This window comes from Streptomyces sp. NPDC021224, from assembly GCF_044332905.1.
GTDB lineage: Bacteria > Actinomycetota > Actinomycetes > Streptomycetales > Streptomycetaceae > Actinacidiphila.
Map to the genome: position 1 here is coordinate 391049 of NZ_JBIRPW010000007.1, position 20628 is coordinate 411676.

The following is a 20628-nucleotide window of genomic DNA, read 5'->3' on the forward strand; positions in this document are numbered from 1 at the left end:
CGGGTGTGCGTCGGCGCGGGTGTGCGTCGGCGCGGGTGTGCGGAAGGCGGCGTCCGGGACAGGTGTGCCGAACGTGGCGTCAGGGGGGGTGTGCGGGGACGTCCGGAGCAGGTGTGCGGGGCGGGTGTGCGGTGGGTGAAAAGGGCGTTGGGCGCGCATTCACACACTCCTCACCGGAAATTACCTCTCCCGGCCGCAACGGGACGGGCCCCCGGCTCGTCCAATGGGTACGGGCACGTGGCAGGAGGCGGGGAGCTATGGCGGGGGCGGGGAAACGGGCCGTACGGCGGGCCGGGGCGGCGGGGGCGGCGGTCGCCGCCGTGCTGGTGTGGCTGCCGGGGACGGCGCAGGCGGCGCCGGGCGACCCGCCGGGCGGGTGGACGCTGGCCACCTTCACCGCGCAGCCCTCCGTGACGGACTACGCCGACCGCACGATGACGCTGGCCGGGCGGCTGGACCGCCCCGACCGGGGGGACGGCGGCCCGCGCGAGCCCGCGGCGGGCGCCACCGTGGACCTGGTGGCAGGTGATCCGTCCGGAGCCGGCGCGCAACTGCTGGGCACCGTGACGACCGGCCCCGGCGGCGTCTTCCGGCTGCCGGACGCACGGATCGGCCTGCGCCCGGCGGACGCGGGCCCGGGGCCCTGGACGGTGCCGGTGCACGCGCTGCACCGCACCCCCGGCCCCGGCGGCGGCACTTACGGCGACTGGGACGCCGAGGCCGCGGTGGACGTCACGGCGGTGCCCAGCGCCGTACGGCTGACCGCCGCCTACACGCTGGGCGAACCGGCCGCCGCGGGCCGTACGGTCACGGCCTCCGGCCTGGTCGAACGCGCCGCGGACGGCGGCTGGCTGCCGGCCGCGGACGTGCCGGTGCGGATCGCGTACCAGGCCGCGGACGGCTCCGCGCCGGTGGTCCGCACCGTGCGATCCGGGGCGGACGGGCGCTTCACCGCGGACGTCACGGCGAGCGCGGCGGGCACGGCCTCCACCTCCCTGGAGGCGGCCGACGACCCCTACCTCGACGCGAGCGGCGCCGCGCCGCAGACCCTCCAGGTCCCTGCGCCGCCCACCGGCCCGGCGCCGGCCACCACCGCGTCCGGCACACCGACGCACCGTGCGGCCCCCGCGGTGCACCACCGCACCGCGGCGCCCACCGCGACCGCCACCCGCGGGCCCGCGGCCGCCCCGGCTCCCTCGCCGAGCGCCCCGCGCGCCGTGCAGGAGCCCGGCAGCCTCGCGATGACCGGCTCCGGCGGCTTCACCCGCGCGGCCTTCCTGACCGGCGGCAGCACCCTCGTCGCCGCGGGTCTGCTGCTGGTGGTGGCCCGCCGCCGTATCACCCGCGCGGCGGGCTGAGCACCGGCTGTACGGGCTCAGCTGCCGTACAGCTCCCGGTAGGAGGGGAAGTCGCCGCCCGGGCCGGTGACGGATTCGGCCGCCAGCACGGCGTTGCCGATGGCGCGGGCCAGGGTGTCGGCGCCCGCCGCGAAGATCGCGTCCAGGGCGCCCGCCGCGAGGTGGACACCGAAGGCCGGGTCGGCGGCGGGCGCGCCGGGCGGGAGGAACGGGCGGGCGCCGGTGGCCATCGCGAAGACGGCGTCGCCGTCGGAGAGCAGGTGCACCGGGCGGATCGCGCGGGCCAGCCCGTCGTGGGCGGTCCCGGCGAGCTTCTGGGCCTGGGAGCGGGAGAGGTCGGCGTCGGTGGCGACGACCGCGAGGGTGGTGTTCACCGGACCCGCCACCCGCTCGGCGTAGCGCGCCGCGGCGGCGTCGAGGCGGTCGCGCGCCCGCTCCCGTACGTCCTGCGGCACGGGCGTACCGCCCGGGGCCGCGGACCAGAGCAGGCCGGTGGCCGGGTCGACGGCGGAGCCCGCCGCGTTGACGACCGCGAGGGCCGCCACCGTGACGCCCGAGGGCAGCACGGCGCTCGCCGTGCCGGTGCCGCCCTTGAGGCCGCCGACGACCGCGCCCGTCCCGGCGCCGGTCGCGCCCTGCGGCACGGGCGCGCCCTCCGGCGCCGAGGCCGCGTCCGCGGCGGCGGCGCGGCCCATCGCGGCGTCCGGGCGGGCGTACCAGTCGCCGCCGCGCCCGAGGTCGAAGAGCGAGGCGGCGGGCACGACCGGCACCACGCGCCCGGGTCCGCCGACCCGGAAGCCGCGGCCCTGCTCCTCCAGCCAGAGCGCCACGCCCGTGGCCGCGTCGAGGCCGAAGGCGCTGCCCCCGGACAGGACGACGGCCTCGACGCGCGGGACGATGTTGCGCGGGTCGAGCGCGTCGGTCTCCCGCGTGCAGGGGCCGCCACCGCGCGTGTCGACGGCGGTCACGGCGCCGCCGGGCGGGGCCAGCACGACGGTGACACCGGTGAGCCAGCCGTCGCCGGTGCGCTGCGCCTGGCCGACCCGCAGTCCGGGCACATCGGTCAGGGCGTCGGCCGCGCCGGGTACGGTGCCGTTCTCCATGGGATCCCTTCCTTTTCCCCGGTGGCTGTCAGGCCTCGTCGTCCGGCCGCGCGCCCGGTACGCCGTGCGCGTCCAGCGCGGCCAGGAAGGCGCCGACGTCGGCGGGGGTGACCAGCGGACGGACCCGGTGGCCGACGTCCAGCAGCACACCCTCGCTCTTGCGCATCCGGCCGGGGTCGAGGCTCGCCCACACCGTCCAGCTCGCGGTGCCCCACAGCCGCAGCTGCCCGGTCGTCGGGCCGAGCCGGACCCGCTTCGCCGCGGCGAGCGAGCCGTAGCGGATCTTCTTGGTGCCCCAGGGGAAGTAGTAGCCGCGGATGCGTATCGCGTCGTCGGTGCAGCTGATCCAGGTGTCCCGGTAGGTCGCGGTCATGGCTCCAGTGTCCTGCGGGGCGCGGGGAGGCAGAAGCCCCCTTCCCGGAACCGCCGCGTGCGCCGCCGGTCAGTGGCCCGAGGTGGCCTTGAGGCCGACGACGGCGACGATCAGCAGGGCGACGAAGAAGATCCGCGCGGCGGTCGTGGGCTCGCCCAGCAGCAGCATCCCGGCGACGGCCGCACCGGCCGCGCCGATCCCGACCCAGACCCCGTAGGCGGTGCCGATGGGCAGCGTACGGGCGGCCTGCGCGAGCAGCAGCATGCTGGCGGCGATGCCCGCGCCGGTGGCCACGCTGGGCCACAGCCGGGTGAAGCCGTCGGTGTACTTCATACCGACCGACCAGACGACCTCGAGCAGACCTGCGACGACAAGAAGGACCCATGCCATGACGGCACCTCCGTGATCGGGAACGTACGGGGGTGCGCCGTCTTTGCAGGGTCCCGGTACGACGCGCTCGTCGGGTCCCTCCAAGGGTAGCAAATACCGCCATTACGGTCAGGGGATCAGGGGCGGCCGTCCCCCACTGCGGTGTTCCCCCCGTAACCGAACCCCGCCTAGTCCCGCCCGATCCCGCCCAGAGATCGGATGTCAGGAGACTTAATCGCCAGTGTAGGCCGCCACAAACCGCGTTGACCGGGTAATCATCCGAACTCTGCGCCACCGTACGGGTGTCGGCAGGGCTCCTCCGGGGAATGAGCGTGCCGGAATCCCCCACACCCACAGGAGGCACCTGTGCAAGGTCATGTGCGCCAGTTGCGACGCACCGCGGTCCTGGCGACCGCCGCCCTGACCGCCGGACTGTTCCTGACGGCCCTTCCCGCGCGTGCGACCGCCGCCACCCCGGCCGCACCCTCCCCCCACTCCCCCGCCGCCGCACCGTCCGCGGCGGCCGCCGCGGACGGCTGGACCGGCAGCTGGTCGGCCTCCCCGCAGAGCGGCGGCCCCTCGTACGACCACCAGACGCTGCGGCAGATCGTGCGCACCAGCATCGGCGGCAGCGCCGCCCGGCTGCGCATCTCCAACGCCTTCGGCTCCGCGCCGCTGACCGTGTCCGACGTGCACGTCGCGCGCCGCACGTCCGGCTCCTCGGTCGACACCGGCACCGACCGGGCGGTCACCTTCGGCGGCGCGTCCACCGTGACGGTGCCCGCGGGCGGCACCGCGGTCAGCGACACGGTCGGCTTCGCGGTGCCCGCGCTGGCCGACGTCGCCGTCAGCCTCTACCTGCCGCAGCCCACCGGCTCGGCGACCTACCACCAGCAGGGCACCCAGACCAACTACACCGCGAGCGGCGACGTCAGCGGCTCCGGCAGCATCAACGTGAGCGGCACCAGCGGCAGTTACTCCTTCCTGACCAACCTCGACGTGCAGAACCCGGCCGCGCAGGGCGCGGTCGCGACGCTGGGCGCCTCGATCACCGACGGGGTCGCGTCGGCGCAGGACTCCAACCGCCGCTGGCCCAACGACCTCGCGGCGCGGCTCGCGGCGAGCGGCCGCACGGTCGGCGTGCTCAACCAGGGCATCAGCGGCAACAAGCTGCTCAGCGACGGCGCCGGGCAGAGCGCGCTCAACCGCTTCGACCGGGACGTGATCGGCCAGCCCGGGGTGCGCTGGGTCGTCTTCTCCGACGACCCGATCAACGACCTGGGCGCGGGCAACCGCCCGAGCGGCGACCAGCTGATCGCCGGGCTCCAGCAGCTCATCACCCGCGCCCACCAGGCGGGCATCTCCTTCCTGTGCTCGACGCTCACGCCCTTCCAGGGCTCGGGCGGCTGGACGCAGCAGGGCGAGGACGCGCGCGCACAGATCAACGCCTTCGTCCGCGGCGCGGGCAGCGGCTGCGACGGCGTCGTGGACCAGGACACCGCGACCCACGACCCCGCCAACCCGGCCCGCTATCTGCCCGCCTACGACGCGGGCGACCATCTGCACCCGAACGAGGCGGGGCTGCAGGCCATCGCCGACGCGGTGGACCTGTCGCTGTTCGGCCCCGCCGGGCAGCCCGGCGGCAGCTGGATCGCCCTGCGGTCGCACGCCAACGGCAAGTACGTGACGGCGCCGAACGGCGGCGCCTCGCCGCTGATCGCCGCGGGCACCTCGGCGGGCACCGCCGAGCAGTTCGACCAGGTCAACCTGGGCGGCGGGCACATCGCGCTGCGCGCGCACGCCGACGGCAAACTCGTGACGGCGGAGAACGCGGGCGCGGCCGCGCTGATCGCCAACCGCGACGCGGCCGGCGCGTGGGAGACCTTCACGCTGCTCCACAACCCGGACGGCAGCGTCACCCTGCGGGCCGAGGTCAACGGCCGGTACGTCACGGCCGAGGCCGCCGGGGCGCAGCCGCTGATCGCCAACCGCGACGCGATCGGCCCGTGGGAGGAGTTCGACCTGGTCATGCCCTGACCGGCAGCACCACCCGGGAGGGGCGGGCCGCGGCGCGGTGGACGGTGCGCCCGCCCGGCGGACCGGCGACCTCCCAGCGCGGGCGGCTGCTCGCCGCGACATGCAGCCGCACGCGGTGGCCACGGCGGAAGACGTGCGCCGTCGACCACAGGCCCACGTCCACCTCGCGCACCCCGTGCCCGCCGGCGGCCGGCCCCCGCCGCACGCCGTCGGTGAGCGCGAGGTGCCGTCGGGCGCGACGTCGCACAACCGGACCACCCGGTCGGTGGGCCCGGTGTCCGCGGCCGCGAACAGCGCCGTCCGGTCCCAAGGCCGGGTCAGGACCCGCGCGGTCGGCCCTCGGTGCACCGGCCGGGCGCGCGGCCCGCATGCCGCGTGCGGTGTGCGGGTCCGTCCGGCGTCCCGCGGGCGCGCCGCCGAGGTCGGCTCGGGGCCACGCGCCCGGCGGGGTGCCGGACGGTACCGGGCCGGGGAGGGCCGCCGGCGGCGCGGCTCCCCCCGGCCCCTGCCGCGTACCGACTGTTTTCCGCCGCCTGCCGTGTCTGCACGGGCAGGACAGCTCCGCCGCGTCACGGCGGGGCGGGGAGCAGAGGGAGAACGGTGGCTACCGAGAGAGTACGGATGACGTCGGCGCAGGTCTGGATCCTGGGCCTGGCCTCGGCGGCGTCGTTCATGATGTCGCTGGACAGCGTGGTCGTCACGACCATCCTGGGCACGGTCCGGGAGGACCTGACGGCGTCGACCGCCGCGCTGGAGTGGGTGGTCAACGCCTACAACCTGACCTTCGCGGCGCTGCTGCTGACCGGATCGGCGCTCGGCGACCGCTTCGGGCGGCGCCGCGTCCTCACCGCCGGGCTCGCGCTCTTCACCGCCGCGTCGGTGGCGTGCGCGCTGTCACCGGACGTGGGCGCGCTGATCGCCTTCCGGGCACTGCAGGGCGCGGGCGCCGCCATGGTGCTGCCGCTGTCGCTCACCCTGGTCGGCGCCGCCTTCCCGCCGCAGCAGCGCGGCAAGGCGATGGGCCTCTACCTGGGCATCACGGGCCTGGCGACCTTCAGCGGGCCCTTCGTCGGCGGGGTCGTCGCCGAGGGGCTCGCCTGGCAGTGGGTGTTCTGGCTCAACCTTCCGGTGGGCCTGGTGACGATGGCGCTCGTTGGGCGCCGGATCGCGGAGAGTTCGGGGCCCGGCGCCCGCTTCGACCTGCCGGGCGTGCTGCTGGTGACGGGCGGGGCCCTCGGCCTGGTGTGGGGCCTGGTGCGGGGCAACACCGCGGGCTGGGGCAGCGCGGAGGTGCCGGCCGCCTGGGCGGCGGGGGCGGCGCTGCTGGTGGCCTTCGTCCGCTGGGAGCAGCGCACGCCCGCGCCGATGCTGCCGATGCGCTTCTTCCGGCTGCGGGCCTTCGCGACCGCCAACCCGGCGAACTTCCTGGTCTTCGCCTCGCTCTACGGCACGCTCTTCTTCCTCGCGCAGTACTTCCAGACGGTACGGGGCCAGGGCCCGCTCGGCGCAGGCCTGCGGCTCATGCCGTGGACGGCGACGCTGATGGTGTGCGCGCCGATCGCCGGGCGGCTCACCGACCGTTTCGGGGAGCGGGCGTTCGTGGCGGCCGGGCTGCTGCTGCAGGCCGCGGGGATGACGTGGATCGCGGCAGTCGCGGACTCCGGCACCGCCTACCCGCGGCTGCTGCCCGGACTCCTCGTCAGCGGCGTCGGGCTGACCATGGCGATGCCGGCCGCGCAGCGCGCGGTGGTCGGCGCGGTGCGGCCGCAGGAGATCGGCCAGGCGTCGGGCGCGTTCATGATGCTGCGGATCTTCGGCGGGGTCTTCGGCACCGCGGTCACCGTGGCGGTCTTCGCCGGGCGCGGCGGCTACGCCTCGACCGCCGACTTCGGCCGCGGCTTCACCGCGGCGATGGCGGCGGTCGCGGGCTACGCGTTCCTCGGTGTGCTCGTCGCCCTCGGCATCCCGGCCCGCCGCCCAGCTCCCGCACCGGCGGCCTCCGCGCGGGAGCGCGGCGCGGACCGCGCCCCGGCGGCGCGGCCGTGAGCCCCCGTCCGCGCGGGGGAGCCGCCCCCGCGCGGACGGGAAGCGCGGAAGCGGACGCCCGCGCGGCCCGGGAAGGCTAGCCTTGCCCCGAAGCCTGATCTGCGAGGTCCGGTGACGGGTAGGGGTGGGGAGCGGCTCATGAGGAGACACAGCGCGGTCTTAGCGGCGCTGGGGCTGGCGGCGGCGTCGCTGACCGGCCTGGCCGCCGGCGGTCCGGCGAGCGCGCTGACGCCGCCGGTGGCGATGACCGCGGACGACCTGCCGACCTGGCAGACCAACGGCGTGGTGTGGGCGCTGGCCCAGGCGGGCGGCGTGGTCTTCGCCGGGGGCACCTTCTCGTCGGTGCGGCCGCCGGGCGCGGCGGCGGGCACGAACGAGCAGCAGGCGCTCAACTTCCAGGCGTTCGACGCCGCGACCGGCGCCCCGACCTCCTGCCGGCTGTCCTTCACCGTGGGCAGCGGCACCGCCACGGTGCGGGCGCTCGCGGTGTCGCCGGACCACAGCACCCTCTACGTCGGCGGGACGTTCGGCACCGCGGGCGGGGTCCCGGTGAGCAATCTCGCGGCGGTCGACATCGCGAGCTGCACCGTGCGGACGGACTTCAAGGTCGCCGTGTCCGCGCAGGTGCGCACCATCCTGGCGACGAACGACACGGTCCGGTTCGGCGGCAACTTCACCTCGGTCGGCGGCCAGGCCCGGCAGCATTTCGCGGCGGTCAGCACGGCGGGCGCGCTGCTCCCGTTCGCGCCCGCGGCCGACCAGGCGGGCAAGGCCCTGCTGCTCTCGCCGGACGGCTCCCGGGTGGTGGTCGGCGGCGACTTCGACACCGTCAACGGCGCCGCCTCGCACGCGCTCGCCGTGGTGGACGCCACGACGGGCGCGAACGTCCGGACGTACCCGGGCTTCATCGGCGCGACCTCGACCGTGCAGGACCTGGCGTCCGACGCCACCGGCTTCTACACCGCCAACGAGGGCACGGGCGGCTTCGACGGCCGCATCGCCCTCGACTGGGCGACGCTCGACCAGCGCTGGCGCGACACCTGCCTGGGCGCGACCCAGACGGTGCAGGTCTACCAGGGCGTGCTCTACAGCGGCTCGCACGCCCACGACTGCTCCACCATGGGGCAGTTCCCGCAGATGGACGACCGGCAGCACCTGCTGGCGGAGTCGGTCGGCAACCCCCGCCCGCTGCTGGGGTGGTTCCCGGACACCGACGACGGCCCGGCCGGCACCGAGCAGATCGGCCCGCGGGCCATGACGACGGCGAGCAAGGGCGGCACCGACTACCTGTGGGTGGGCGGCGAGTTCACCCGTATCGCCAGCAACGGCAACCGCCTGCAGCAGGGCCTGGTCCGCTTCCCGAACACCCCCGACACCCGCAGCCCCACCGTGCCGCAGCAGCTGACCGGGGTCGCCGCCCCCAACGGGGTACGGCTGACCTGGCAGGATTCCCTCGACCTCGACGACACCGCGCTGACCTACACCGTCTACCGCGACGGCGTCCGGATCGCCGTGGTCGGCGCCTCCTCGACGTTCTGGAACCAGGGCCGGGCGGCCTTCGCCGACACCGCCGCCGGACCCGGCACCACGTACAGCTACCAGGTCACGGCGGCGGACGCGGCGGGCAACACCAGCGCGCGGTCGGCGGCGGTGAGCGTGACGACCTCTGGCACCGCGACGACCACCACGCTGACCGTCCCGGCGGACGCCGACAGCTACACCAACGCGGCCGCGACCACCGCCAACTACGGCGGCGACCAGCAGCTGGCGGTCCGCGGCAGCTCCGCCTACCGGACGTATCTGCACTTCACCCTGCCCGCGGCGCCGGCCGGGATGACGCTGCGGAGCGCGTCGCTGTCGGTGCGCACCAGCTCCGACGCGCTCGCGGCCTCCGCCGACACGCTCAGCGTGCAGCATGTCGCGGACGCGTGGACGGAGACGGGTGTGACGTGGGCGAACCAGCCCGCGCCCGACGCCGGTTCGCTCGGCACCCTGCCCGCGCCCACCGCGCTCCAGACCGACTACAGCGCCCCGCTCACCGTCTCGGCGCTCAGCCCTGCGCTCGGCGGCGGCTACGGCCTGGCACTGACGTCCACGGGGACGGACTCGGCGTGGTTCTGGTCCCGCGAGGCGCCCGGTACGGCGGGCCATCCGCAGCTGACGCTGACCTTCGCCAAGTCCTGACGGCGGGTCCGGTCCGGGCGGGGCGCCTCGGCGCCTCCCCGGACCGCAGCTGTTCCCTCGGCAGCTGCCGTCCGGCGGGCGTCCCGTCCCGGTCGCGACGCGGGGAGGAAGCGGCGCATCGTGGAACACGATGTAACACCGGAGCGCGGCGAGCGGGTGGCTTCCCAGCACACCCCCTGCTTCCCGCCCCTGTCAATACGCGTACGAACGCCGCTAGTCTGCTGCACATGAAACAGAGCGGTGTAACGCGTGGCTAGGCAGCCGGGCTCCCGGGCCACGGTCCGGGCCATCGCGGCGGAGGCCGGGGTGTCGATCGCGACCGTCTCGCGGGTGATGAACGGCCATGCCTCCGTCGCGCCCGACACCCGCGAGGCCGTGCGCCGTGCGGCGGCCCGGCTGGGCGCCGCGGCACCCGCCCGGCGGGGCGCCGCGGACGGCGCGATCTACGTACGCTGCCCGTACGTGCTCAGCGACTACTTCGGGGTCATCGTCTCCTCGATCGCCGAGACGCTGGACCTGTACGGGCGGCGCCTGGTGCTCAGCGCGGGCGACGCGGCCCGCGACCGCGAGGTGCTGGGCGGCCTGCCGGACGACCCGGCCGTGGCGGGCGCGGTGCTCATCGTGCCGCCCGAACCGGAGCGGGACCTCGCGGCGCTGCGCGCGGCCGACTTCCCCTTCGTCGTCGTCGATCCGCGCACCCCGCTGCCGCAGGACATCGCCTCCGTCTCCGCCGCCAACCTCACGGCGGCGCGCGCCGTCACCGCCCACCTGGTGGAGCTGGGCCACCGGCGGATCGGGGTGATCGGCGGCCCCGGCGACTGGCTCGCGGGCCAGTCCCGGCTCTCCGGGCACACCTCGGCCCTCGCCGACGCGGGTGTGCTGCCCGCCCCCGAGCTGCTGCGCAGCATCGAGCCGACCGCGGACTGGGGGTACACCGCGGCCTGCGAGCTGCTCGACCTGCCCGAACGTCCCACGGCGCTGGTCGCGTTCAACGACAAGGCCGCGGTCGGCGCGCTGCGCGCGGCGTACGAGCGGCGGCTGCGGGTGCCCGAGGACCTGTCGATCACCGGTTTCGACGACATCGACCTGAGCCGCAGCACCGTGCCGCGGCTGACGACCGTCCGCCAGCCCCTGGAGGAGATGGGCCGGATGGCCGTCTCGCTGCTCATGCGGCTGCTGGACCGGCACACCGTGGACGCGCTGCACGTCGAACTGGCCACCCAGCTGGTTCTGCGCGGCTCGACCGGCCCGGCCCCGTCGGCCGCCGGCGCACGATGACTTTCCTCCCCCGGTCTGGTCTGTATTCCTGAGGGCCGCGTCCGCCCGCCTTCCCCCTTCCCCACCGTGCCGCTCGCGACGGCGCGCGTTCCCGGGGACGGCGGGGCGGCGCCGCCCGCAGGTGCCCGCGGCGCTCTGCCCCGGGCCGGACCGGAGGTCTTTTCTTCCCATGACGACGACACCCACGACACCGACACCACCGACACCACCATCGGCACCGACACCGCCGGACACCGACAGGGCCGACCGCCCCGCACCGGCGTCCGCGCGGGGCGTGAAGCCGCCCGCACGGACGGCGTGGACGCTGGTCCTCGCCTCGCTGGGGGCGTTCCTGACCTCGCTCGACGTGGTGGTGGTCGCCACCGCGCTGCCCACGCTGCGCGACAGCCTGCACGCGAGCCTGGCCGACATGGAGTGGACGCTCAACGGCTACAACCTGGCCTTCGCCTGTCTGATGCTCACCGGCGCGGCCCTCGGCGACCGCTTCGGGCGGCGCCGGACGTACGCGCTGGGCGTCGCCCTCTTCACGCTGGCGTCGATCGCCTGCGCGAGCGCCGGCTCCGCGCAGGCGCTGATCGCCGCCCGGGTGGTGCAGGGCGCGGGCGCGGCAGTGGTGCTGCCGCTGACGCTGACCCTGATCAGCCATGCCTTCCCGGCGGAGAAGCGGGGCGCGGCGATCGGCGTGTGGGGCGCCGTCACCGGTCTCGGGGTCGCCCTCGGGCCGGTGCTCGGCGGGCTGATCATCCAGGACATCGCCTGGCGGTGGATCTTCTGGATCAACGTGCCGGTCGGCGTCGCGGTCGCGGTGCTGGCGATGCTGCGGCTGGAGGAGAGCCGCGGCAGCCGTCCGCATCTGGACCTGGTGGGCGTGGGGCTGGTCAGCGCCGGGCTGCTGGCGCTGGTCTGGGCACCGGTGCGGGCGCCCTCGGTGGGCTGGGGCTCGGCGGAGGTCGTGGCCGCGCTCGCCGCGGGCGCGGCACTGCTGGCCGGTTTCCTCGGCTGGCAGCGCCGGGCGCGCTTCCCGATGCTGCCGCTGGGCTACTTCCGGGTGCGCGGCTTCTCCGTGGCCAACGGCACGGTCTTCTTCATGACGTTCTCGCTCATCGGCTCGCTCTTCATGATCACCCAGATGTTCCAGCTGGGCCTCGGCTACGACCCGTTGCAGACGGGGCTGCGCATCCTGGTGTGGACGGCGATGCCCATGGTCGTCGCGCCGCTCGCGGGCGCGCTGTCCGAACGCCTCGGCAACCGGCCCTTCATGGTGCTCGGCATGCTCCTCCAGGCGGTGGGCCTGCTGTGGCTCGCGCTGGTCGCGGACTCCGGCACCGGGTACGGCAGCGTGGCCGGTCCGCTGGTCGTGGCGGGCGTCGGCATCTCGATGGTCTTCCCGACGGTGGCGAACGCGGTGGTCGGCGCGGTGCCGGCCGAGGACGCCGCCGTGGCGGCGGGCACCAACAACACCGTGCGGGAGGCGGGCGGGGTCTTCGGCGTGGCCGTCCTGGTAGCCGTCTTCTCCGCCAACGGCAGCTACGGGTCGGTGAGTTCGTTCATGTCCGGCTTCCGGGCCGCGGAGGTCGTCGCCGCCGTGGCGGCGGCAGCCGGTGCGGCGGTGGCACTGCTCGCGCCGGGCAAACGGGAGGAGGACGCGGTGGCCGCCCGGAGTCAGGGAACGCGGGGCACTGTCTGACGTCCCGGCCGCGAGGCGGAGGAGACCGCCGCGAAACCCCTCCGGGGTCCGCGGCGGTCTCCTCGGCTGCGCGTCCGGCGGACGGCCCTTCCCGGGCCTCCGCCCGCGGACGGCCCCGCGCGTACGGCGGACGCCGGGGCCCCGTCCCGCGCGAGCCCCCGGGCGTACCGGCACCGCGGCGCCGCGGACGGCGTCAGGCCCCGGGATCCGGCGGGACGCGGTCCGGGGGGCGGCCGAGGAAGGCGACCAGCCGGTCCCCCGCGCACGCGTGCGGCGGTACGGGCACGGGGGCGGCGAAGAGCGCGGGGCGGGTGGTGGCGTCGGCCACCTGCGGGGCGCGGCGCAGGACGGCCAGCGCCAGCGGCGCCGGGATGGGCCGGGCCCGCCCGCACGCCTGGGCGACGTCCCAGCCGTGCACGGCCACTTCGAGTGCTCCGACCAGCGCCACCGTCTCACCGGGTATCGGCATCCCGCCAACCGCGACGGGCGCGCAGGGCGGACCCGGCCGGGCCGCCCAGCAGCGCCAGCTGTCCAGCAGCTGGTGCGCCCCGGCGGTCACGGCGGCGACCGGGTCGGCGGGCGGCGGGCCGCCCGGCCCCGCGGGCAGCAGCGCGACTCCCCCGCGGTCGGGGGCCTCCCGCAGCGCGGCCATCGACTCGTGCAGATGCCACAGCAGGCGCTCCAGGTCCCAGCCCGCGCAGGGTGTGGGCCGCGGCAGCAGGGCGGGTGTGACGGTCCCGACGCAGTCCAGTCCGTATCCGACGGCCTGCTCCAGCAGCAGCACCGTTCGGCCGCGCTCGGTCAGCGCAGCCATGACACCTCCGGCGCGGTGCCCGGGGCGAGGGCGCCGGGCAGGCCGAGCAGCGGGAAGAGCGCGGGGTCGCGGAAGACGACCGCACGGGCGATCCGCCGCTCGCGCAGCGTCAGGACGCTGACGGCGTGCGGGTGGTACAGCCCGTCGGCCCCGCGCCAGTAGAGGGCGAGCGCGGGCTGCCCGTCGTTGACGGTCAGGCCGCGCATCCGCTGGTCGGGGAGGACGGGGAAGACCTGCCGCCGCAGGAAGTCGAGCGCGACCGAGCGGTCGGCGAACCAGACGGGCTCGGGCGGCATCTCCAGCGTCACGTCGTCGCGCAGCAGCCGGGCCAGCGCGTCGGCGTCGGCCTCCCGGAAGGCGCGGGCGAAGCTCTCGACGAGGGCGCGGCCGTCGGCGTCGAGCGCGTCGTGGACGTCGTCCTCGCGCGGCGCGGCGCGCTCCAGCCGCTCCCGGGCCCGCTGGAGTGCGCTGTTGACGGCGGCGGTGCTGGTGCCGAGCAGTTCGGCGACCTCGGCGGCGCGCCAGGACAGCACGTCCCGCAGGATGAGCACCGCCCGCTGCCGGGGCGGCAGTTCCTGGAGTGCGACGATCAGCGCGAGGCGTACGCTGCCGCGTTCGGTGACGACCGCGGCGGGGTCCGGCGGCGGGTCGGCCATCGGCTGGACCCATGCGACGCCGGCCGGCGCCGCCTCCATGGAGACGTCCGGGTCGTCGCTGGGCGCACCGAGCCCGGCGGGCACGACCCGGCGGCTGCGGTGCTGGAGCGCGGTCAGGCAGGCGCTGGTGGCGATGCGGTAGAGCCAGAAGCGCAGCGAGGAGCGGCCCTCGAAGCCGCGGTGGCCGCGCCAGGCGCGCAGCAGGGTCTCCTGGACCAGGTCCTCCGCGTCGTGCACCGAGCCCAGCATCCGGTAGCAGTGCGCCATCAGCTCCGGGCGGTAGGCGGCGGCCCGCGCGAGGAAGTCGTCGCCGTCGTCGGGGCGTTCGGGGGCGGTGGTGGTCTGGCCGTTCAGGGTGTTCACGTGACCTCTCCGGGTGCTCGGGGACCGGCGTCCACCAGTACAGACACCGCCCGGCCCGCAAAGTCATCGCACCCGGGCGCCCCGCCCCCGCTGCGGGGCGCCCGCGGCCGGTCGCGTCAGTCCGCGAGGGGGGCAAGGCCGTCCGCCGACAGCCCGTACGCGACGGCGTCCGCCCGCTGTCCGCGGGCGAGTTCGAGCACCGCGGCGCCCGCCGTCCCCGGCGTGAGGAGCGGGCCCGAGCGGCGGACGAAGGCCTCGGTGGTGATGCCCTCGTAGGCCGCGTAGGCGGCCGCCGCCTCGGCGCCCAGGCCGGTGGTCGGTGCCAGGGCGGGCAGCACGGCGGTGAAGCGGATGCCCAGCTCGTGGCGGCGGGACTGGCCGTCGGCGTAGGCGGTGACGAAGCGGACGGTGGCCTTGGCGCCCGCGTAGCCGCCGCTGAGCGGCGATCCGCGCAGGGCGGCCCCGCTGGAGAAGGCGATCACGGTGCTGCCGGGCGGCAGCGGCTGCCGCAGCGCGGCGCGCGTCCAGCCGAAGACGTGCCGCACGTCGGTGTGCCAGGCTTCGGAGAAGGTCTCCCAGGTGTGGTCCTGGAGCGGCAGCATCGCGGGCGCGGCCCCCGCGGCGAGCACCACCGTGCGCGGGGTGTGCCGCGTGAGCAGGTCTGCGGCCAGGTCGGGGTCGGTGGCGTCTCCGGGCACGGGGACGAAGCCGTCGCCGAGGTCGGCGCGCAGCTTGTCCAGCGCCTCCCCGTCACGGGCCAGGCCCAGGACCCGGGCGCCGGCCCGGACGAGTGCGGCGGCGACGCCGCGGCCGAAGCCGCCGCAGGCGCCGGTGACGACGGCGGTGCTTCCGGCGAGTTCGTGGACGGGCATGGTGTCTCCCTCGGTGCGTTGTCCTCGTCCGTGGCCCGTGGGGTCACGGGGTGCGCGGACGCCTCACGGATAAGGACAACGGCACGCGGGAAAACTCGTCGGCCCCGTCCGGGCCGCCGGGCTCAGTCCTCGGTCAGCTCGACGTGCTGCGGGTAGAAGGCGACGTGCCCGGCGATCCCGCCGACCGCCGGGAAGGGCTCGGTGTACGTCCACACCGCGTCGGGCACCGTGCCGTCCGCGGTGACCAGCGCGTAGTAGGAGGCGTCGCCCTTGTACGGGCAGTACGTGCTCTTGTCGCCCGGCACCAGGACGCCCGGCTCGACGTCCTCCAGCGGGATGTACTGGACCGCCGGGTACGTCCCCTCGCGGAGGGTCAGCGCCCGCGTGGTGTCGGCGACGACCTTCCCGGCGGCCCGGACGGTGACCCGGGCCGGGTTCGTTTCGACGGTGATCGGGTGGTCCGGACCGGGCGTCTTCACGGTGCGCTCCACGGGGTCCTCCCTGACGTAGCGGTACGGCACCTGCGACCGTAGGCAGATCGTCCGGGCAGGGTCAAGCACCCCCCGCCGCGGCGCGGTGCGGTACGGTCCCGAGCCGCCGCCGTACCGCCAGCAGGTACTCCCTCCGGTCCCGCGGGTCGGGGCCGGTGCGGCGGCGGACCGGGATCTCGCCGGTGACCGGGGCCCAGTGGCCGAAGGAGGTCTCCAGCACGCCCTCGCCGCTGGTCAGGGTGGGCAGCTGCCGCTCCAGGGCGTGCACGGCGGCCGCGGGGATGTCGCCCTCCAGCACATGGCGGCCGGGACCGGCCGCCGCCGAGGTGCGGGGCAGTGCCCGCAGCTTGCCGAGGACGGGCAGCACCGCGCCGAGGGCGTCGGCGGGCAGGTCCAGCCGGAAGCGGTGCACGGGCTCGTGCACCCGGGTGCCGGCCTGCCGCAGCGCGGCCGTCAGCACCAGCGGGGTGAGGTTGCGGAAGTCGCCGGAGGTGCTGGACATGCTCTTGTCGAAGACCGCGTGCGCGTGGCTCTGCCGGGCGCTGTAGCCGGAGTGCGTCATCGTCACCGTGCAGTCGGCGACCTGCCAGCCGTACAGGCCCTGGGCGAGCGTGGCGTGCACGGTCTCCTCGACGGCGGTGAAGAACGCGTAGGGCAGCGAGCCGAGTTCGACCTCGCGGCGGAAGACGACGCCGCTGCCGGGCGGCGCCGGGTCGACGCGCAGGCCGACGGTGGCCAGGAAGGGGTTGGCGTCCTTCTTGTTGAACTCCACGGCCGCGCCGCTGCCGGTGACCCGCTCGATGTGCAGCGTGGTCGTCGGCTCGAAGACCACGTCCACGCCGTAGTCGGCGGCCAGGGTCGCCTGGACGACCTCCTTCTGCACCTCGCCGTAGAGCGAGACGGCGATCTCCCCGCGGTCCGCGTCGCGCCGCAGGCCGATGAGCGGGTCCTGCTCGGCGAGCTGGCCCAGCGCGGTGTGCAGGGCCGCGCGGTCGGCGGTGCGGCGGGCGGCTACGACGGTCTCCAGGGTGGGCGGCGCGAAGTGCCCGGAGGGTGCCCCGGATAGATCGGGGACGCCGACGGTGTCGCCGATCCGTACCGCGCCGAGGCCCCACACCCGGGCGATGCGCCCGGCGGGCACGCTCGTTGTTGGGGTGTCGGTGCCGTCGGCGAAGACGCTGAGCGCGGTGACCCGGCCCTCCCCCGCCGCCTGCGTCCCGCGGTGCAGCGGCGGGCGGTCGCGCACCCGCAGGGTGCCCGCGCCGATCCGGACGTACGCCACGCGCTCGCCCGCGGCGCCGCGCTGCACGGCGAAGACGGTGCCGGACAGCGGCGCGTCCGGGTCGCCGCCCGCGCCGGGCAGCAGCCGGGCGATGCCGTCGGCGAGCGCGTCCACCCCCGCTCCGGTCACGGCGGACCCGGCGTACACCGGGTGCACCGCGGCCCGCGCGGTCTGCGCGGCGAGCGCGTCCCGCAGCCGCCCGTACGGCAGCCCGGCGCCCTCGCCCTCGGCCCAGGCGGCGAGCAGCCCGTCGTCGTGGCCCGCGAGCACCTCGGTGAGGCGGGCGGTGAATCCGGCGTCGTCCGGCGCGTAGGGAACCGCGGCGGCCCGCGGTGTGCCCTGCTGCCGGGCGGCCGTCATCGGCACGACGTCGGGGGTGAGGCGCTCGGCGACGGCGGTCAGCGTGCGGTCGAGGTCGGCGCCGGAGCGGTCGAGCTTGTTGACGAAGACCAGCGTCGGGATGCGCAGCCGGCGCAGGGTGCGCATCAGCACGGTGGTCTGCGGCTGGACGCCCTCCACGGCGGAGACGACGAGGACGGCGCCGTCCAGGACGCCGAGCACGCGTTCGACCTCGGCGATGAAGTCGGGGTGGCCGGGGGTGTCGATGAGGTTGACGGTCGTGCCGCCGAGGGCGAAGGAGACGACGGCGGACTTGATGGTGATACCGCGCTGCCGCTCCAGCGCGAGGGTGTCGGTGCGCGTCGTGCCGCGGTCGACGCTGCCGACCGTGTCGATGACGCCGGCGTGGTGCAGCAGCCGTTCGGTGAGGCTGGTCTTACCTGCGTCGACGTGCGCGAGAATACCGAGATTGAGTGAAGCCACGGGCTGTCATGTCCTCAGGAGGCGAAGGGATTCCTGTCGGGGCGGGCATGACGGAACCGCGCATTGCTCAGTGCTCCTTCGTCGGCGATGAGGACCCGCCGACTACACCAGAACGCCCCCGCGGGCGGCAACCGGATATCCGGCGGACGCGACGCGGGGGCGCGGGCGGGGCGGGTGCCTACTTCCGGGAGACCTTGCGGTTGGCGCGCAGCCACTCGCGGTTCATCGAGGTGATGGAGGTCAGCGGGATGCCCTTGGGGCAGGCGGTCGCGCACTCGCCGGTCAGGGTGCAGCCGCCGAAGCCCTCGGTGTCCATCTGCGCGACCATGTCCAGCACCCGGGTCTCGCGCTCCGGGGCGCCCTGCGGCAGGACGTTGAGGTGGTTGATCTTCGCCGAGGTGAAGAGCATCGCCGAGCCGTTCGGGCAGGCGGCGACGCACGCGCCGCAGCCGATGCACTCGGCGTGCTCGAAGGCGGTGTCGGCGGCGGCCTTGGGCACGGGCGTGGCGTGCGCCTCGGGGGCGGAGCCGGTGGGCGCGGTGACGTAGCCGCCGGACTGGATGATCCGGTCGAAGGACGAGCGGTCCACGACCAGGTCGCGCACCACCGGGAAGGCGGCCGCGCGCCACGGCTCGACGTCGATGGTGTCGCCGTCCCGGAAGGAGCGCATGTGCAGCTGGCAGGTGGTGGTGCGCTCGGGGCCGTGCGCGTCGCCGTTGATGACCAGGCTGCACGCCCCGCAGATGCCCTCGCGGCAGTCGTGGTCGAAGGCGACGGGCTCCTCGCCCTCGACGGTGAGCCGCTCGTTGAGGGTGTCGAGCATCTCCAGGAAGGACATGTCGGGCGAGATGCCGTCCACCTCGTAGGTGGTCATGCCGCCGGGCGCGGCGGCGTCGTGCTGGCGCCAGATGCGCAGGGTGAGCCTCATGCGTAGCTCCGCTGGGTGGGGTGTACGTAGTCGAAGACCAGGTCTTCGCGGTGCAGGACGGGGGCGGCGCCGGTGCCGGCGAACTCCCAGGCAGCGGCGTAGGAGAACTCCTCGTCGCGGCGGGCGGCCTCGCCGTCCGGGGTCTGCGACTCCTCGCGGAAGTGGCCGCCGCAGGACTCGGCGCGGTGCAGCGCGTCCAGGCACATCAGCTCGGCCAGTTCCAGGTAGTCGACGACGCGGTTGGCCCGCTCCAGCGACTGGTTGAACTCCGCCTCGGTGCCGGGCACCTTGATGCGGCGCCAGAACTCCTCGCGGATCTGCGGGATCCGGTCGAGCGCCTTGCGCAGCCCTTCCGCGGTGCGGGCCATGCCGCAGAACTCCCACATCAGCTCGCCGAGTTCGCGGTGGAAGGAGTCGGCGGTGCGGTCGCCGTCCGCGGCGACCAGGCGGTGCAGCCGGCCGGTGGTCTCTTCGAGCACCGCGGCGACCTCGGGGTGGTCGGCGCCGGGGGTGTCGTGGCCGGGGTGCCGGGCGAGGTAGTCGTTGAGGGTGGCGGGCAGCACGAAGTAGCCGTCGGCCAGGCCCTGCATGAGCGCGGAGGCGCCGAGCCGGTTGGCGCCGTGGTCGGAGAAGTTGGCCTCGCCGATCGCGAACAGGCCCGGGATCGTGGTCTGGAGGTCGTAGTCGACCCACAGCCCGCCCATCGTGTAGTGCACGGCCGGGTAGATCCGCATCGGGACCTCGTACGGGTTCTCCGCGGTGATCCGCTCGTACATCTCGAAGAGGTTGCCGTACTTCGCCTCGACGGCCTTGCGGCCCATCCGGGCGATGGCGTCGGCGAAGTCGAGGTAGACGCCCTGGCCGCCGGGTCCGACGCCGCGGCCCTCGTCGCAGACGTTCTTGGCGGCGCGCGAGGCGATGTCGCGCGGCACCAGGTTGCCGAAGGAGGGGTAGATGCGCTCCAGGTAGTAGTCGCGCTCGTCCTCGGGGATCTCGCCGGGCGGGCGGGTGTCGCCCTTCGCCCTGGGCACCCAGATGCGGCCGTCGTTGCGCAGCGACTCGCTCATCAAGGTGAGCTTGGACTGGTGGTCGCCGGTGCGCGGGATGCAGGTGGGGTGGATCTGGGTGAAGCAGGGGTTGGCGAAGTACGCGCCGCGGCGGTGGGCCCGCCAGATCGCGGTGGCGTTGGAGTTCATGGCGTTGGTCGACAGGTAGAAGACGTTGCCGTAGCCGCCGGAGGCGAGTACGACGGCGTCCGCGAAGTACGGGGTGATCTCGCCGGTGACCAGGTCGCGGGCGACGATGCCGCGGGCCCGGCCGTCGACGACGAGCAGGTCCAGCATCTCGGTGCGCGGGTGCAGTTCGACGCTGCCGGCCGCGATCTGCCGGGAGAGCGCCTGGTAGGCGCCGAGCAGCAGCTGCTGACCCGTCTGGCCGCGGGCGTAGAAGGTGCGGGAGACCTGGACGCCGCCGAAGGAGCGGGTGTCGAGCAGGCCGCCGTACTCGCGGGCGAAGGGGACGCCCTGGGCGACGCACTGGTCGATGATCTCCACCGAGATCTGCGCCAGCCGGCGCACGTTGGACTCGCGGGAGCGGAAGTCGCCGCCCTTGACGGTGTCGTAGAAGAGCCGGTGGATGGAGTCGCCGTCGTTGCGGTAGTTCTTGGCGGCGTTGATGCCGCCCTGCGCGGCGATCGAGTGGGCCCGGCGCGGGGAGTCCTGGTAGCAGAACTGGACGACGTGGTAGCCGTGCTCGGCGAGGGTGGCGCCCGCGGAGCCGCCGGCCAGTCCGGTGCCGACGACGATGACGGTGTGCTTGCGGCGGTTGGCGGGGTTGACCAGCTTGGCGGTGAAGCGCCGGGTGTCCCAGCGCTCTTCGATCGGGCCGTCGGGCGCCTTGGTGTCGGCGATCGGCTCGCCGGTGGTGTAGTCGGCGTAGTCGGTGGGGTTGCTCATGTCGGACCCT

Annotated in this window: 17 protein-coding genes and 1 riboswitch; of the genes, 6 read left to right on the forward strand and 11 right to left on the reverse strand. The window is 75.3% G+C overall.

Annotated features, from left to right (window positions below; translation table 11 throughout):
- Positions 1 to 257 precede the first annotated feature (257 nt).
- The gene (locus tag ACH4PY_RS20600) at positions 258 to 1358 is read left to right on the forward strand and encodes a hypothetical protein (protein ID WP_398184468.1); all 1101 of its coding nucleotides are present in this window, start codon (positions 258 to 260) and stop codon (positions 1356 to 1358) included.
- Between the two features lie 17 nt (positions 1359 to 1375).
- Here the strand turns inward: ACH4PY_RS20600 and ACH4PY_RS20605 are convergent, their stop codons facing one another.
- The 3 genes from ACH4PY_RS20605 to ACH4PY_RS20615 form a co-directional block, all read right to left on the reverse strand.
- A complete protein-coding gene (locus ACH4PY_RS20605; protein WP_398184471.1) occupies positions 1376 to 2461 on the reverse strand; it encodes a P1 family peptidase in 1086 nt (361 codons plus the stop codon).
- Between the two features lie 28 nt (positions 2462 to 2489).
- On the reverse strand, positions 2490 to 2834 hold the full coding sequence (locus ACH4PY_RS20610) for a hypothetical protein (protein WP_398184474.1): 345 nt from the start codon (positions 2832 to 2834) through the stop codon (positions 2490 to 2492).
- Between the two features lie 69 nt (positions 2835 to 2903).
- Positions 2904 to 3224: a DMT family transporter gene (locus tag ACH4PY_RS20615; protein ID WP_398184477.1), complete on the reverse strand. Its 321-nt coding sequence runs from the start codon at positions 3222 to 3224 to the stop codon at positions 2904 to 2906.
- A 31-nt stretch (positions 3225 to 3255) separates the two neighbouring features.
- Positions 3256 to 3316: riboswitch (guanidine-III (ykkC-III) riboswitch) on the reverse strand.
- A gap of 253 nt (positions 3317 to 3569) precedes the next feature.
- On the opposite strand from ACH4PY_RS20615, the gene ACH4PY_RS20620 reads away from it, so the two are divergent.
- Positions 3570 to 5240 (forward strand): GDSL-type esterase/lipase family protein, encoded by a 1671-nt coding sequence (locus tag ACH4PY_RS20620; protein ID WP_398184480.1) that lies wholly within the window; start codon positions 3570 to 3572, stop codon positions 5238 to 5240.
- On the opposite strand, the gene ACH4PY_RS20625 is transcribed toward ACH4PY_RS20620, so the two are convergent.
- The gene (locus ACH4PY_RS20625) at positions 5230 to 5487 is read right to left on the reverse strand and encodes a CocE/NonD family hydrolase C-terminal non-catalytic domain-containing protein (RefSeq protein ID WP_398184483.1); all 258 of its coding nucleotides are present in this window, start codon (positions 5485 to 5487) and stop codon (positions 5230 to 5232) included. The two genes, ACH4PY_RS20620 and ACH4PY_RS20625, sit on opposite strands and share 11 nt — an antisense overlap.
- A gap of 353 nt (positions 5488 to 5840) precedes the next feature.
- Here ACH4PY_RS20625 and ACH4PY_RS20630 point away from each other — a divergent pair, with 353 nt between their 5' ends.
- The 4 genes from ACH4PY_RS20630 to ACH4PY_RS20645 all read left to right on the forward strand — a co-directional run bounded on the left by ACH4PY_RS20630 (position 5841) and on the right by ACH4PY_RS20645 (position 12435).
- Complete coding sequence (locus ACH4PY_RS20630; protein WP_398184486.1) at positions 5841 to 7286, forward strand: MFS transporter; 1446 nt, start codon at positions 5841 to 5843, stop codon at positions 7284 to 7286.
- A 138-nt stretch (positions 7287 to 7424) separates the two neighbouring features.
- Positions 7425 to 9470 carry a DNRLRE domain-containing protein gene (locus ACH4PY_RS20635; protein ID WP_398184489.1) on the forward strand — a complete coding sequence of 682 codons (2046 nt, stop codon included), beginning with the start codon at positions 7425 to 7427 and terminating at the stop codon, positions 9468 to 9470.
- A gap of 249 nt (positions 9471 to 9719) precedes the next feature.
- On the forward strand, positions 9720 to 10748 hold the full coding sequence (locus ACH4PY_RS20640; RefSeq protein WP_398184492.1) for a LacI family DNA-binding transcriptional regulator: 1029 nt from the start codon (positions 9720 to 9722) through the stop codon (positions 10746 to 10748).
- Between the two features lie 274 nt (positions 10749 to 11022).
- Complete coding sequence (locus ACH4PY_RS20645) at positions 11023 to 12435, forward strand: MFS transporter (protein ID WP_398184495.1); 1413 nt, start codon at positions 11023 to 11025, stop codon at positions 12433 to 12435.
- Positions 12436 to 12628: 193 nt separating this feature from the next.
- Here the strand turns inward: ACH4PY_RS20645 and ACH4PY_RS20650 are convergent, their stop codons facing one another.
- The 7 genes from ACH4PY_RS20650 to ACH4PY_RS20680 all read right to left on the reverse strand — a co-directional run bounded on the left by ACH4PY_RS20650 (position 12629) and on the right by ACH4PY_RS20680 (position 20618).
- Positions 12629 to 13249 carry a TIGR03086 family metal-binding protein gene (locus ACH4PY_RS20650; protein ID WP_398184498.1) on the reverse strand — a complete coding sequence of 207 codons (621 nt, stop codon included), beginning with the start codon at positions 13247 to 13249 and terminating at the stop codon, positions 12629 to 12631.
- Complete coding sequence (locus ACH4PY_RS20655; protein ID WP_398184501.1) at positions 13237 to 14268, reverse strand: RNA polymerase subunit sigma-70; 1032 nt, start codon at positions 14266 to 14268, stop codon at positions 13237 to 13239. The genes ACH4PY_RS20650 and ACH4PY_RS20655 overlap by 13 nt, the downstream gene beginning before the upstream one ends.
- A gap of 116 nt (positions 14269 to 14384) precedes the next feature.
- Positions 14385 to 15140 carry an SDR family oxidoreductase gene (locus tag ACH4PY_RS20660; protein WP_398184504.1) on the reverse strand — a complete coding sequence of 252 codons (756 nt, stop codon included), beginning with the start codon at positions 15138 to 15140 and terminating at the stop codon, positions 14385 to 14387.
- A gap of 122 nt (positions 15141 to 15262) precedes the next feature.
- Positions 15263 to 15631, reverse strand: coding sequence for a DUF427 domain-containing protein (locus tag ACH4PY_RS20665; RefSeq protein ID WP_398184507.1), 369 nt, complete (start codon positions 15629 to 15631; stop codon positions 15263 to 15265).
- Between the two features lie 61 nt (positions 15632 to 15692).
- Positions 15693 to 17735: a GTP-binding protein gene (locus ACH4PY_RS20670; RefSeq protein ID WP_398184511.1), complete on the reverse strand. Its 2043-nt coding sequence runs from the start codon at positions 17733 to 17735 to the stop codon at positions 15693 to 15695.
- Positions 17736 to 17913: 178 nt separating this feature from the next.
- Positions 17914 to 18663, reverse strand: coding sequence for a succinate dehydrogenase/fumarate reductase iron-sulfur subunit (locus ACH4PY_RS20675; protein ID WP_398184514.1), 750 nt, complete (start codon positions 18661 to 18663; stop codon positions 17914 to 17916).
- The gene (locus ACH4PY_RS20680) at positions 18660 to 20618 is read right to left on the reverse strand and encodes a fumarate reductase/succinate dehydrogenase flavoprotein subunit (protein ID WP_398184517.1); all 1959 of its coding nucleotides are present in this window, start codon (positions 20616 to 20618) and stop codon (positions 18660 to 18662) included. The genes ACH4PY_RS20675 and ACH4PY_RS20680 overlap by 4 nt, the downstream gene beginning before the upstream one ends.
- Positions 20619 to 20628 lie beyond the last annotated feature (10 nt).

Bases quoted from the DNA above. Each gene is read 5' to 3' on its own strand.
- ACH4PY_RS20675 (WP_398184514.1), bottom strand. From the start codon at position 18,663: ATGAGGCTCACCCTGCGCATCTGGCGCCAGCACGACGCCGCCGCGCCC.
- ACH4PY_RS20600 (WP_398184468.1), top strand. From the start codon at position 258: ATGGCGGGGGCGGGGAAACGGGCCGTACGGCGGGCCGGGGCGGCGGGG.
- ACH4PY_RS20605 (WP_398184471.1), bottom strand. From the start codon at position 2,461: ATGGAGAACGGCACCGTACCCGGCGCGGCCGACGCCCTGACCGATGTG.
- ACH4PY_RS20635 (WP_398184489.1), top strand. From the start codon at position 7,425: ATGAGGAGACACAGCGCGGTCTTAGCGGCGCTGGGGCTGGCGGCGGCG.
- ACH4PY_RS20615 (WP_398184477.1), bottom strand. From the start codon at position 3,224: ATGGCATGGGTCCTTCTTGTCGTCGCAGGTCTGCTCGAGGTCGTCTGG.
- ACH4PY_RS20680 (WP_398184517.1), bottom strand. From the start codon at position 20,618: ATGAGCAACCCCACCGACTACGCCGACTACACCACCGGCGAGCCGATC.
- ACH4PY_RS20650 (WP_398184498.1), bottom strand. From the start codon at position 13,249: ATGGCTGCGCTGACCGAGCGCGGCCGAACGGTGCTGCTGCTGGAGCAG.
- ACH4PY_RS20610 (WP_398184474.1), bottom strand. From the start codon at position 2,834: ATGACCGCGACCTACCGGGACACCTGGATCAGCTGCACCGACGACGCG.
- ACH4PY_RS20660 (WP_398184504.1), bottom strand. From the start codon at position 15,140: ATGCCCGTCCACGAACTCGCCGGAAGCACCGCCGTCGTCACCGGCGCC.